The sequence below is a fragment of the Brevundimonas sp. KH_060 genome (assembly GCF_057838275.1).
The window spans coordinates 2005886-2019816 of the sequence record NZ_CM174463.1; the positions used below are offsets into that span (position 1 = coordinate 2005886).

At 66.8% G+C, this 13931-nt stretch carries 9 protein-coding genes; 5 read left to right on the forward strand and 4 right to left on the reverse strand.

The window, feature by feature from the left end; translation table 11 throughout:
- Window positions 1-582 precede the first annotated feature (582 nt).
- Together AC3IPP_RS09920 and AC3IPP_RS09925 are read left to right on the forward strand one after the other, a co-directional pair.
- Window positions 583-1224 carry a lasso peptide biosynthesis B2 protein gene (locus tag AC3IPP_RS09920; protein ID WP_489148857.1) on the forward strand — a complete coding sequence of 214 codons (642 nt, stop codon included), beginning with the start codon at window positions 583-585 and terminating at the stop codon, window positions 1222-1224.
- A gap of 1 nt (window position 1225) precedes the next feature.
- Window positions 1226-3022 (forward strand): asparagine synthase-related protein, encoded by a 1797-nt coding sequence (locus AC3IPP_RS09925; RefSeq protein WP_489148858.1) that lies wholly within the window; start codon window positions 1226-1228, stop codon window positions 3020-3022.
- On the opposite strand, the gene AC3IPP_RS09930 is transcribed toward AC3IPP_RS09925, so the two are convergent.
- The 4 genes from AC3IPP_RS09930 to AC3IPP_RS09945 all read right to left on the reverse strand — a co-directional run bounded on the left by AC3IPP_RS09930 (window position 2943) and on the right by AC3IPP_RS09945 (window position 10049).
- Window positions 2943-5387, reverse strand: coding sequence for a S9 family peptidase (locus AC3IPP_RS09930; protein WP_489148859.1), 2445 nt, complete (start codon window positions 5385-5387; stop codon window positions 2943-2945). The two genes, AC3IPP_RS09925 and AC3IPP_RS09930, sit on opposite strands and share 80 nt — an antisense overlap.
- Before the next feature lie 8 nt (window positions 5388-5395).
- The gene (locus AC3IPP_RS09935; protein ID WP_489148860.1) at window positions 5396-8329 is read right to left on the reverse strand and encodes a TonB-dependent receptor; all 2934 of its coding nucleotides are present in this window, start codon (window positions 8327-8329) and stop codon (window positions 5396-5398) included.
- Window positions 8330-8413: 84 nt separating this feature from the next.
- A complete protein-coding gene (locus tag AC3IPP_RS09940; protein WP_489148861.1) occupies window positions 8414-9403 on the reverse strand; it encodes a FecR family protein in 990 nt (329 codons plus the stop codon).
- 13 nt (window positions 9404-9416) lie between these two features.
- On the reverse strand, window positions 9417-10049 hold the full coding sequence (locus tag AC3IPP_RS09945; RefSeq protein ID WP_489148862.1) for an RNA polymerase sigma factor: 633 nt from the start codon (window positions 10047-10049) through the stop codon (window positions 9417-9419).
- A gap of 371 nt (window positions 10050-10420) precedes the next feature.
- On the opposite strand from AC3IPP_RS09945, the gene AC3IPP_RS09950 reads away from it, so the two are divergent.
- The 3 genes from AC3IPP_RS09950 to AC3IPP_RS09960 all read left to right on the forward strand — a co-directional run bounded on the left by AC3IPP_RS09950 (window position 10421) and on the right by AC3IPP_RS09960 (window position 13861).
- Window positions 10421-11242, forward strand: a complete 822-nt coding sequence (locus AC3IPP_RS09950; RefSeq protein ID WP_489148863.1) for a hypothetical protein — start codon at window positions 10421-10423, stop codon at window positions 11240-11242.
- Between the two features lies 1 nt (window position 11243).
- Entirely contained in the window at window positions 11244-12866 is a 1623-nt protein-coding gene (locus AC3IPP_RS09955) for a hypothetical protein (protein ID WP_489148864.1), read from the forward strand.
- A gap of 86 nt (window positions 12867-12952) precedes the next feature.
- Complete coding sequence (locus AC3IPP_RS09960) at window positions 12953-13861, forward strand: HEPN domain-containing protein (RefSeq protein ID WP_489148865.1); 909 nt, start codon at window positions 12953-12955, stop codon at window positions 13859-13861.
- The last annotated feature ends 70 nt before the right edge of the window (window positions 13862-13931 follow it).

Here is a 13931-nt window from a genome sequence, read left to right on the forward strand (position 1 = left end):
AATCCCACCCGAACAAGTTTTTTGTTCTCTTTTTGTTCCCACCCCTGTGGAGAACCTCTCGCCCGCCTGTCGGAGACCGACCGCCGTGCATCTCAGATATCGCTTCGTATCCCTGACGCTGCGGCGCTCCGTGGTTGCCGCCGAACTGCCCGGCAAAACCGCCAAAGGAGTTGACCCAATGTCTGCCCTACCGCTCCGTCGCCTTCATCTGGGAAGCGCACGTGGCCTGACCCGCGACTGCCTCTGCGGCATCTACTTCGAGATCCAGGCCCTCTGGAGCCGCTACCCGGACGGCTGATACCGGTTAGGCCGTCAGACCGAGATATGCGCCGGATATCGCTTCGTATCCCCCGCGTCCCGGCGCTCACTGATCCCGCCGCATCCCGTGGCCAACTTCAGGAGAGACCCTCATGGCTTCCACAAAACTGACCCGGATCAGCTTCGGCCCCGCACTGGCCCTGACGCGCGACGGCATCCTTGGCCCCTATCTCGAAATGCTCATCATTCCGAGCCGCACGCCGGTCGATTGAAATCCGCGGGCGGCGGCGCTCGCCGTCGCCCGTTCTTTTCCGGAACTCCCTCATGCCCACGCTGCTCTGGAGCGCGCCAACGGTCTTCATGACCCCTGTGCACGAAGACATCGTCGTCCTGGACGTCAGAACCGACCGCTATGAATGCCTGGTCGACGCCGCGGCCTGGCTCAAGCCTGCAGCGGACGGAAGCCTCACCGTTCCTGACGAAGGCGCCGCGCGCCAGCTGATCGAAGCAGATCTGGCGTCCAACCGCCCTCCGCCCTCCCGGCACGCCTTCATACCTGCCCGACGGGCGCTGGCCTCGTCCGCGCCCGCCTCGCGATGGGACGTGCTGCGGGCCGGTCTGGTCCTCGCCGCCGCCACAGCCTCCTTCCGAGCCCTGAGCCTCGGCGCTCTCGTCAGGTCTCCGGAACACGCCCCAGATCCACCGGCACGCCAAGACGAGCGCCGTCTGGCGGAACTGGTCGGCGCCGCTCAGGCCGCAGCCCTCTTTGTCCCCTTCGAGGGTGAATGCCTCCAGCGCGCCCATCTTCTACGTCGCCTGCTATGGCGCGAGGGCTTCAGGCCACAATGGATCTTCGGTGTCAGAACCTGGCCGTTCGGGGCCCATTGCTGGCTGCAGATCGACGACCTCGTGGTGGGCGACACCCTGGACCGGGTGCGCTTCTACACGCCGATCATGGCCGCCTGACATGGGCGCCTATCTCATCGTCCAACCCCTCGCCGAAAGCCCTGAAGCCGGATGTCTGGCCGAGGAAATCCGAACCCTCGCCCGTGCATCCGGCCTCGTAGACAAGGACCTGAACGCCGACGCCTGGATCGCAACCGGCGGCCCTCATCACCCGCCCGTTCGTGAGATCGGCGGCTGGCGGCTCGTCGGCGACGTGATCGATCGACGGCGTCCGGATTTCACTCGGGAGTCCGATAGGAATCCCTGGGACTATGAGCGCAAGATGCTGGCGCGCCTCTGGGGCCGCTTCATCGGCGTCCGCTTCGGCGCCGACGGTCGCATCGACGCCATCCTTCGCGACCCGTCCGGCGCCCTCGACTGCGTCGTCTGGCGTCACGACGACCTCCTGCTGATCGCGTCCTCGCCGCCGTCCTGGCTGCTGGATCGCCTGCCGCCGGACTGGCGGATCGCCCCGGATCGCCTGGCTGCCGCCCTGCGCAATCCGATCATGACGGTCGACGCCCTCCTGTTCGAAGGCCCGACCGGCGTGGCGCCGGGCGGCATTCAACCCCTGCCCCTGGATCAGCCGGCGTCAGCGCTATGGTCTGCATCGGCCTTCGCCCGCAAAAGCCTTGCCGAAAACATCTCGCTTCCCGTGGCCGAACACCGCCTGAGAGGCGCCGTTGAAGAGGCCGTGACCGGGCTCGCCTTCTTGGGAGGTCCCCTGGCGTCAGAGATCTCGGGCGGACTGGATTCGAGCCTGGTCGGCGCCGCTCTGGTCAATGCTGATGTGGATGTCAGGCTCTGGCTCAACGCCTATGGCGCCACGCCGGAATCCGATGAAAGGCGCTGGACCACACCCCTGGCCCGCCGCCTGGGCATCGACCTCGTCAGCACGCCGCACACCACAACGCCCCTGTCCGACGCGCTTCTCGAAGGCTCCAACCAGGGCATTCGTCCCGGCCTCGCCGCTCTGGACACCGCCCATGATCTGGATTGGGCGAACCGGCTTCAAGCCGCAAGCGTCAACGCCCTGATGACAGGCAAGGGCGGCGACTCCGTCCTGATGCAGGGCGCCGGCGCTGATGTCTTCACCGATCTCTGGCTCCGCCGCGGCTGGCGCGCCGCCCTGTCTAGGGAAGGTCGCGCTGTCGCCCTCGCGACCGAACGCTCGCTCTGGTCCCTCGCCGGGGACGCCAGGCGTTTCCGTCAGGACGGCGGCCGCCCCCCTGCCCGGGACGACGGCCTTCTCCCGTCGGCCCCGGAGACCTCGGTCGCGACGGCCTGGAAGCAGGACGCCGCCGCCTTCGGGCCGGCCAAAGCCTGGCAGATCGCCGGCATACGCGACAACATCAACCGCCACGGCCCGTCGCGTCTGACGGAACGGATCGACGTCCGTCACCCGCTCTGCGCCCAGCCGGTCGTCGAGGCCTGCCTGGCCATCCCGAGCCACCTGCTGGTGCTGAACGGTCGCGACCGTGGCCTGGCGCGGCATGCCTTCCGCGACAGCCTGCCGCCCGAGATCCTGGATCGCCGGTCCAAGGGCGACATGAGCCGGATCTACGGCAAGATCGTCCTCGACCACCTGCCCTTCCTGCGCCCCTGGCTGATGGAGGGACGGCTGGCCAGCCTCGGCGTCATAGACCCCGAGGCCGCCGACCGCATCCTTACCCGCGAGAGCCTGATCTGGCGTGGCCACTACGGCCCCATCCTGACCGCCGCCGCCTTCGAGGCCTGGGTCAGGGTGTGGGAGCGTCGGCTTTCGCTCCATTCTTCGCCGGCTCAGGCGGCAGGGTCTCCTCGAGCCATTTCACGATGAGATCATACTGGTCGCGGATATTGGCCGGGCTCCAGCGCGCATGATACTCGCCCCAGTAGGTGGCCAACCGCGTCTTCTTGCCGAGACGAGCCAGGGCGCTGAAGGTCCGCTCGGCCTGGGTCATGGAGACGTAGTCCCTGTCGGCCGCGATCAGGAGGACGGGGTTCCTGACCTGGTCCGCCTTCAGCCAGGGGCTCTCAGCCACAAGCCTGGCGGGATCTCCCCACGGCGTCGCTCCAGTCTCGCCCTGGCCAGTCTCCACCCATCCCTGCTGGTTGCGCATCATCCTTCCGTCGTCCGGCATGATGCGGGTCGCCGGGACGAACTCGCCCCAGTTTCCAAACATGTCCGACGCTGCCGAAGAGAGAATATAGGACTGATATCGATCCGAACGGCTGGCGACGATCAGACCGATATAGCCCCCCATGCTGTGACCGTAGTAGGCCGTGCGATACCGCGGGAGTTCGGGATGAGCCGCGAATGCGGCGTCGACGGCGAGGTCGATACTGTCTTCAAAGAAGGCGTGTGTCCGCGATCCGGGCTGATCGAAGGGCATGGCCGGGGTCAGCACCGCATAGCCCAAGCCGGCGAGGACCACCGGTCGGATATTATAGGTCAGCACCAACGGGCCGAACCACCCGCCAAAATCGACCGCACCCGGATAGGCCGAAACAATCAGGCCGCGGATCGGCCCCGACGGCAGAAACAGAGTGCTCTGGGCGTCCTGCCCCAGGGCGTCCTTGTGATTGATGATGACGGGTCGGGTCAGGACGACATCGGCCCGATCGGCGTTGACCGCGTCGATGGCGACATTCTCGTCCCCGCGTCGTAGCATCAGGGTCTCCACCAGTTCCTTGCGCTCAAGCGCCAGTACGGCGCCGGCGGAGACACCCAGAAGCCGGGTTTCTTCACCCCGCCCCGACGGCCCGACCCGCTCACGCCGACCGTCCGTCCCAACGACGAATGCGGTCCCCGCAGCGTCCAGGGCGAAGGTCCGGCCGCTCCGCTCCGCCTCCTGTCCGACTCGACGCGGACGCTCCGGGTCAGGCGCCCGCGCCCAGCGTAGCGACGCCTCGTCTCCGGTCACCCGATGCAGTCCTCCCTCGTCCAGCGTCCACAGGCCGCCTTCGGCGTAGAGCGACAGGCTTGTTGCCTCGGCTGAAGCCAGGATGGCAGGCGGCGCCGTCAGGGCGGCCGTCAGGTTTCTCGGCGGCGAGGCGTCCAGACCATGCCAGTCGGCGCGTTCCCCTCCGGCCAGCCGCCCGTACAGGACCGGCGTCCCGTTCAGCCAGTCCGCCCGCACGCCCCTCAGGATCTCCATGTCGTCCCCCGGTCGAACCGGCGAAGGCCAGTCACGGGTTTGTCCATCGTTCTCGACGGAGGTCAGCATCCCCTCGGTCCAGCGCTGGTCGTCATGCCGCCCCCAGACCAGCACGCCGCCGGAATCGGGCCGCCACCGCAAGAGCTGGGGCGCGATGTCCAGGGTTCGGTCAGGTTGCACGCGCTGACCATCCTCCAGTCGGATCATGGTCAGGCGCTGGCGGAAGGGTTCGTCGAACTGGACAATCGGGTTGCCGAGCGGCAGGGGTTCGCCGCCCGCCAGAACCGCTATGGCGCGGGCGTCCGGCGACAGGGCGATATCCGTCATCAGACCCGACATGAGTTGGCGATCGATTGCGCCCGTCGAGGCGTTCACCACCACCAGCGCCTGCTCGGGCGTCGGCGTTTCCGGGCTGACCACGCCCCCGTCGGCGTCGACCACGGTACGCGACGGAACCCGGCCCTCCGAGGTTCGCGCCCAGGCCTCTGTCGTCAGTTTCTGGCCGCTGTGGAAGAAGCGGAGGAAGGCCGAAAGATCGCCAGTCGGACGGACGACGGCGGCGAACTGATCCGACGATATCCAGGCCAGCATGGCGCCCTTGACCGGCAGCTCAGGAACCAGGCCGGTCCAGCGCACGCTGCGCCCGGCCACGTCGGCGATCCCGATCTCGTGGAGGTCGCCCCGGAACCGGTAGACAATGAGGCGGCGGCCGTCCGGCGACCAGTCGCCTCGCAAGAGGCCGACCGGCTCTTCCGGCAACAACCGCTCCGGCCTCGGCGTCTCAGCCTTCAGGTCCACGCGCCAGAGATCCATGATGGTCCAGTGCGCGCGCTGCATGTGGTCGTAGTTGGTGATGGTGTCGTAGTCGTCGCGCTTCTCGTACACGGCCCAGCGGCCGTCCGGCGCTATTGTGGACCGCCCGAAGGCCTCGAGCTTGACGATGTCGTCGACCGTGATGGGGCGGTCGGTCGCCTGGAGCGGGGATGCGGAGCAGGCAAGCGCCAGCACCATCGCCGCAAGGCGAAGCATGGCCTTTATGTTCATGATGGGTCCTACCAGCGCTTGATGAGCTGCAGAGCGACGACGCGCCCCATGGGATTGGCCTGGCCGGCGTCGAAGCCGTAGCCGACGGGGGAGTCATAGAAGGGCGGATCTTCGTCGAAGAGGTTCTGGACGCTAAGGGCCAGCCGCATCCCCTGACCGAGGCCTGACGACGGCGACCAGCTGACCTGGGCGTCGAAGGTGTTCCAGTCGTCCACGGTCTGGCCGCGGCGATCCCGGACCGAAGAGACATGGCTCCAGTGGAGGGAGGCGCCGAGCGTGCCACGGGTCCAGCTTACGCCGCTCCGGGCGCGCAGCCTGCCGGGATAGCCGACCAGCCCCACCACCTGCCGCGCCTCGGCCGTCGGCGTAGGACGGCTCTCATAGTCGATGATCCAGGAGGCGGCGGTTTCCAGGGTCAGGTCCTGGCCCGCGAGACTGAACGGATACCGCGCCGTCAGATCCAGTCCCCGCACCTTCACGGCACCCGTATTCACCCACCGCGTATCGACAAGGGCGGCGTAGGTCTCCGGCGGATAGAGGGCCGGGAAGCCCTGGACGTTGGCGTAGGACTGGATGAGGGCGAGATCGGCCGGGTTGGTGGCCGGCGAGATCAGGGTGACGAAGGGCGCCAGGCTTGGATCGATCAGAGCCCCGGTCGGGTTTTCCGCCACCGGCTGGGCGATGCGGTCGGTGAACCGGGTGTCGAAATAGTTCAGATCAAGGACCAAGCCGCCCTGGGGCCGCCAGTCGAACCCCGCCGTGAAGGTGTCCGCAGTCTCGGGCTTCAGGTCGGGGTTTCCGCCATAGATCAGGAGCGACAGCGCCTGGCTGCCGTTGGCGCGCGGGAGCAGGGTCCCCGACACCCCCGGCGTGTCATGGACCTGAGGCAGGGAGGCCGCCCTGAAGGATGTTCCCCAGGAGGTCCGAACCATCACACCCTCCAGTGGTGACCAGGCCAGACCCAGCCGCGGATTGGCGGTGTCGCCGAAGTCGTCATAGGTCTCCAGCCGTCCCGCCAGGGATAGGTCGAGCGACCGGATGCCAGGGCGGGCGTTCCCCTCACCGACAAGCGGTATGCGCGCCTCGGCGAAGACCGCCGCGATCTCCCTCGAGACTTCCGGCGTCGCGAACAGGATCGGCTGAACCGAGCTGTTCAGGGACAGGATGGAAGTCTCAAACGTCTCGCTGCGCCACTGGGCCCCGACAGCCACCCTCATCTCCCCGCCCGGCAGGGTCCATAGAGGGCCTTCGGCGAGGATATTGGCCGAGGCTGATCGGCTGTGATCGCGCGCCTCGCTGAAACCACTGCTGATGAAGTCGAGCACGGCCGAGTTGTTCGGGCCGCCGAAGAGGTTGAGATAGCCGTCTCGCGCCGCGCTGAAGGACGTCGCCGGGTTGTCCGGCAAGGTTCCGAGAGCCTCTCCCACGAAGCGGCTGTTGATGCGATTGTAGTTGCCGATGTCGGCCCGCTCCTCCGCCCAGGCGCCATAGGCCTCGACGCTCCAGCGCGCCGGAAGCTGGTATCGCGCCGCCAGGGTCACGCCGCCGCTCTCCGAGCGCCCGTCCTGACGGGTCGAGCCGATCTCGTCGAGAAAGGAGTATCCGATCACATGGGAAGCCGAGCCGTTCGGTGAAACGAACCAGGGATTGGCCGTCGTCACGTTGAAGAGGCCGGCCCCGGCGCTTCCGGCCAGAAGGAAGTCGCGTCGGCTGTAGCGAAGGTCCGCCGTCAGATCGAGCGCGTCGCCGACCGACTGGGTGAGACGTCCATAGAGGCTGTAGCGTTCGATCTTCGGGGTCAGGTCATTGCCCAGCATGGAGGAACGGCGATTGGCCTCTCCTGCCGCGAAGTCTGCCGGGGTCAGGGCCTGTCCCGATGGTCCCGGACGAATGGCGTAACGCGACACATAGGCTCCGGCGGCGGGATCAAAGGCCAGGATATTGCCGGGCGCGCTGTAGAGGGAGCGATGATCCGTCCCGCCGAACGGACGAAGGTCCCCGTCGGCCGTGTAGGCGCGGTCGCGACTGCTCAGGGCGTTCACGTGCTGGTATTCCGCCGAGAGATAGGCCGCCCCGCCCGTCCAGCTGCGGCCCGCGAGATGGGAGAGGATCAGGTCCTCGCCTCCGCCCCTGGCCGCCGACGCCCGAAGCCGCGTCTCCTGTCCGTCGAAGCTCCGCCGCAGGATGACATTGACCACCCCCGCCACCGCGTCCGCGCCGTATAGAGCCGAAGCGCCGTCGAGCAGGACATCCACCCGCTCTACGGCCGCCGACGGCAGGGCGGAGACGTCCGCGAACTCCGCCCGGAAGCCGGAGCCGGCCATGCGGCGGCCGTTGACCAGCACCAGGGTGGAAGACGGCCCAAGCCCCCGCAGGTTCACGCCGGTGCCGAAGGCCGAGTTCGACCCGCCCCGATCCGAGCCTGCGCCCTGCACCAGAGGGGTCGCCGCTCCGGCGTAGTTCTGCGGCAGGCCCGTCAGGATCTCGGCGACGGTCCCCTCGCTGCGCTTGTCCAGCGCCTTGCGATCCATGGTGATCACCGGCGACACTGACGGCCCCGCCTGACGGATCAGACTGCCCGTCACCACCACCTCGTCCACCACCGTCACGGCTGCGTCCGCATGATCGCTCACCGCCGCGCGACGCAGATAGACCACGCCCGGGCGCGTCTCCGACCAGGTCAGACCGGTGCCCGCAAGCAATCGGTCGAGCGCCTCGGCTGGCGTATAGCGCCCCCGCAAGCCCGGTGAAGACCGCCCTTCCGCCAGGGCGGCGGCGTAGAAGAGCTGCTGATCGGATTGTGCAGCGTACCGTGTCAAAGCATCCCGCAGTGAGCCCGCCGGAATATCATAGGCCCTCGGCGCCTGGGCGCAGGCTGCGCCGGCGGCCGCCAGGGCCAGGACGCAGATCGCCCCGCCCGACATCATGCCCGGTCTCGTCATTCATACTCTCCTCCGACGCCCCTCGCGTCACAGGAGAGGAGACCCCTGCCCCCGGCCTACCCCGGAGAGGTCCCCGAATTATTCTCAGCCGCCGTCCACCGGCCTCCCAGCTGCCGACAAGAGAACCGACCCGTCGCCCCTCGTCGTCGCCCGCAGCCCCAATGCCCCTGAGGCCGCAGAAACGAAGGCGTCCCGGTCGCCGGCCTTGAAGACCCCGTTGACGGCCACCGCGCCATCGGCGCCCGGCGCGAGGGCGACAGGCCTGGTCAGATACCGGTTCACCTCGGCCACAGCCTGGTTCAGCGGCGTGTCGACGAAGACGATCCGTCCTTCCGTCCAACCCACGGCCGCCGCGACGTCTACGGCCCGAGTCGCCACCCCCTTGTCGGTGACGCTGGTCTGCTGGCCGGCGGCCAGCCTCGCTGGCGTGCCCGATCCATCCCGCGCCACATCCACAGCGCCGGACACCAGGGTCACCCGAACGCCTAGCGCGTCGCGCCGGACATCGAACACCGTCCCAACCGCCGTGACGCTCGTCCCGTCCGCCTGGACGATGAAGGGCCGCGACGGATCATGGGCGACCGTGAACAGCGCCTGCCCCCGCTCCAGATCCACCACGCGCTGTCCGTCCGAGAAGCGCACCTGCAGCCGGGTGTCGGTGTCCAGTTGCACCGAGGAGCCGTCGGCCAGTTGCACCAGCTGCTGCTCGCCCACCCCGGTCTCGAAGCCGCTGCGAGCGCCCAGCCAGACCCAGCTGCCATAGAACAGCGCCACGATGACGAGACCGGCGGCCAGGGCGAACAAGGCGGGCGGCAAGGGCCGCGAGCGCTTGCGCTCAGGCCCGCTGGACAAGGCCGCGTCAAGCGCTGCCTGGATCTGCGGGCTTGCGGCCAGGCGTCCGGACTCGGTCCAGGCGATTTCGACCCGCCGATAGGCGTCGGCGTTTTCCGGCCTGGAGCGCCAGGCGAAGAAGTCCTCGATAGTCTGGGTGCTGACGCGCGGTTCACCGAGACGGGCATGCCATGCCGCCGCCTCCAGTTCCGCCGTCTCAACCCGCGTGTTCGGGCCGGTCATGTCGCGCCCCATGCTAGCGCCGAAGCTGGGCAGCAAGCTGCGCCAGAGCCTTGGTCATCCGCCATTCAACGGTCTTCGGCCTGATCCCGAGCCTTTCGGCGATCTGCGCATTCGTCAGTCCGCCGAACCTCGACATCACAAAGACATTGCGGACCTCGTCTGGCAACCCAAGGATGAGTTGCTCCAGAAGGACGGAGGTCTCCTGACCGCCCTCCGTGACGCCGTTCTGAGCCCAATCGGCCGCCTCTATCAGGGCCTCGCGTCTCACGCCGCGCGCCGTCCACCCCGCGCCCAGCCGGGCAGATACCTTCAGCAGCAGCGCCCGAGGATGGCGCACCCCGTCGCCGTCGCCATAGGCCGCCAGCACCCTCCGCCAGGTCTCATGGGCGATATCATCGCCGTCATCGCCGAAGCGCCGACGCAGCCGCCGAGCGAGCCACGCGGAATGCCGGCGGTACAGGTCCGCCAGTCCATCGCTAGGCTCTCGCTCCAGCTCTCCTGTCCGATCCGACACGGGCCCGCCTCCTGTGATCAGAGGCGGACCCGGCCGATGCCGGGTGTTGAGAACGTGATTGAGACACGCGCGAGCGCCTTTAGCCCCCGCAGAACGGGAGCCTGGACATACGCGTTCGCCACGCCGGAGCACCGGAACGTCGTCTATAGCAGAAACAGCTCAATCGAGGTTCTCACGCCTCGACGCCCCACGGGCGCATCAAGGAGTCTCGACCAAACCGAGTCCTCGCGCAACCCGCGGTTTGCGAAAGCTCACCGCATGAGGATAAGTTGAGCCGTCCGTCCGGATCGCCGCCGCCGTGTCCAAGCGCTCACGCGCCAAGGGCGTCGGCCATGACAACAGCCATGACTTCTCACCTTTCCGGACGGACGCCTTCCTGGGCTCTTTACGCGGGAGCCAAGGCGGGCCAGAGACTCCGGAACGCCAAGCTTCACCATCCGGTCGCACCAGGGGGCGCCGGCCTGGATTCCGCCCACCTCCTGACGATCGCCGGGGGGCGGCTGATGAATCAACGCAATCGCAAACGTTCGCTCGCCGACGTCGTGGGCGTCGAGGCCTGGCATGACGGATTCTCGGCGAAGAGCGGAAAGGCGAAGCTCCACATCGACGTCGTCTTCGGCAAGGCGAGGATGGGCTCCGCTCCCTCGGATCGCGTGCAATTCCGCCTGGCGCTCAAGCAAGCCGAGGTCGTCATCGTGATCCCGCCTGGGGAGCCCGTGGGAGTCGATCCGGCTTCCGTCGTGCGGGACGCGCCGGAAGTGAAGGGGGTCATGACCCATCGCTCGGAAACGGAAAACGGCTCCGTCGTCGACGCTGGGCTCCAACTGAGGATCGATCCGGCCACGCTCGGCGGCAAGGCCATGCTCGGCGCCTCCGCCCGCCGCAAGACCTCCCAGAGGCAGGTGCTCGAGTCCGCCGCCAAACTGGCCGGGCTGGAGGTCAAGCACATGAGAAACAGCGAAGGCGAGCACCGCTGGATAATCGGGGCCGGCGTCGGCGCCCTGCTCGACGGCCGCCCCTGGCCGAGCGACAAGCCGCGCCTCAAGCTCGTCGATCAGCGCGCCCCCAACGTCAGGGCGCTAGAGCCTACCGTTCGCGTGGAGGTCCGCTGCCGCCGCGAGGACCTCGAGATCACCGACATTCGCTTCAAGGACCCCGCACGCCAGCAGGCCTTCCTCCTCAGGGAGGGCCACCGCAACCGAATCGCCGCCGCCGAGGCCCTCATCCGGTCCCGACTGTTGCAGGAAGGCCTGATCGACCCCAAGGCGGACCTGGGCGACGACTTCCTCGAGCTGACCCTGGCCGACACCATCGTGGAGTGTTGAGATGAGCGACGACTTCATGACCCGGCTCGAGCGCATCCTCGAGGCGGACACGATCGATCTGCGCTCCCTCGCCGAAATCGGCGGCGGCGACCCGGCCAGCTTCTACGTCGGAACCAATCTCGACGGCGTGGACGTGCGCGGCCAGAATCTTGAAGGGATGAAGCTCACCGGCCTGACAACCGCCCGGGTGCACAAGGACGAAGATACGCAGCTTCCCGCCCCTCCCCTGGAGCCTGTGGTCGAGATGATTGTTCTCCTCGCGGTGGAGAATGCCGGACCCCGCTTCGTTCCGGATCGTGACCCATGGATTCGCTTCTTCACTCCGAATGAAGAGGAAGCCTTTTTCCAGGCCGCCGACGGTTTTCACGGCGCAGTCATCGTCGTCGCGCCTCGTGATCGAATGGCCCGAGCCTTCCCGGTCGGCCAGAGGCTCAACCTCATGGGGCTGGAGAGCATTTGCCTGGTCGCACACCCGCTTCCCATCGCCAGTCGCCACCTCATCCTGGCGAGTGAGGCGGGCCCTTTCCGCCTTGTGATAGGCGTGCAGTCTTCAGTTTTCCACACGGGCGCTGTGAGCGCCGACATGCGGATGCTGCTGAAGCTTCTTCTCAGATCGCGACACTGGGAGTCCGTGCGGCACATGGCCCCCGATCCCGTCTCCTATTTTGCAAGAGTGGCCATACGCCGATCCACGAGACCGCTCGATGCTGCGGCGGCCATCTTTGACAAGGCGGCGGCTCTGGGTCTGTCCACGCACGATTGCCTGTTGTTCGCCCCCCACAAGGGTGCGTGGGGACGCGGTGATAACGACTGGCCCGTTTTAATCCGCGCCCGCCATGTCACCAGCACCCTGGATGATCGCGCCTTGGCCGCGCTTTTACCCCAGCCACGCTCCCTCACAATCCTCGATGACTACGCATCAGGGTTGGCCGAAATGCTCAGCCGAAGCGGCTGGGTCGACGTCCGCACTACACACGGAGAGAGCAGAGAAGGCGAGGTTGAAATGATCCTTCCTCTGGCGCCGCATGAAATCCGCCTTCCTGTCGTCGATACCCTGTCGGTAAAGGCACCGCACACGCGCCTTGAGCGTGAACAATTTGGGAAGGCCCATTTCACAGACGTCGATCGCATCATCCTTTCACCTGATGTCGATGCACGGACGGTGGCCTACGGCATCGTTCATCATCGGGTCCTGACGCTGAGTGGGCGGGATCTCCTGGCCTGTCCGAACCAACCGAGCACGCTCTGGTCTCTGATCGGCGCCCAATTTGTCCGGATGTATGAGGAAGGCTCCGCCACGGAGTTGTCCCTCTATATTCGCCTCTTGCTCGCTTCAGCGTTTAACCGGGGAGCCGTGCACCATGGCCACGCCGACATGTTGTGGGCCGTCGTTGAGGGATACACGCTCCCTCCCGAACTCAGGATCGTCCACGTCGAACGCGCTGGAAACGAAGTGCGCGCCATTCTCGCCGCCATCGATCCTCGAGGCCCTCGGAGTCAATCCCCCGGGGCGATCGTGCACCTTCTGATCGACAGGGATGGCGTGGCGGCTAGCGACGATCCCATACTGAGAGCAAATGACCAGAGGGCTCCTCTAGACAACGAATTCCCGCGCCTTCTCTGAGTCGCAATGCGCCCTCCCCCTGACACAACCATCTGATCCCGCCCCCGACGCTGGCCGCAACGCTTTCACATGCTAGACTCCAAATCATGAGGAAAGATCTGGATCACCTGCCCGAACGGCAGCAGCGCGAACTGGAGCGGATCAAGACGATCCTGCTCGAGGAATTCGACCGCGCCATCCACGCCGGCGGCGGCCCGACCCAGTCCTGGCGTCGGGACGGCCGCATCCTCAAGATCATCCTCTTCGGTTCCTATTCGCGCGACGACTGGGTGGATGCGCCCGACACGGGCTACCAGTCCGACTTCGACATCCTGGTCATCGTCAGCCACGAAAAGCTGACCGAGACGTCCCACTACTGGCACATGGCCGAGGACCGCATCGAGCGCGATCCGACCGTCGGCCGCATCGTCAACATCATCGTCCACACCATGGGCGAGGTGAACCAGGGCCTGAGCCAGGGGCAGTATTTCTGGACCGGCGTCATCCAGGACGGCGTCGAACTCCACGCTCTCCCCGGCTACGCCTTCGCCACGCCCAAACCTCTCACGTCCCAACAGGCAGCCGAAATGGCAGCGGGATATCTAACCAACTGGAAAGAGCGGGTATCCGAAGCGTTGGCAGGCGCCGAGTTCTATGTCCAACGCGGCAATCGGAAAGACGCCGCCTTCCTCCTGCATCAGGCGACCGAGCGGGCCTACGCCTGCTTCCTGCTGGTCCACGCCTTCTATTTCCCGCGCTCCCACAACATCAAATTCCTTCGGTCGCAGGCGGAGACCATGGACCGCCGCTTGATCAACGCCTGGCCTCGCGAGTTGAAAACCGACCGCCGACGCTTCGAACTGCTGAAGCGCGCCTATGTCGAAGCGCGCTATTCCGATCAGTATGACGTCTCCGCCGAAGACCTTCACTGGTTGACGGAAAGGGTGAAGCGGTTGCGCGACCTCGTCGATCAGGCCTGCGGCGAGCGTATCAAGGCCCTGACGGCGGCTCTCTGAAACAGCCCGCCGATAACCCAAATTATACCCGCAGGCTGGAGCCTTCACCGTCATCCAGGCGCCGGAACAC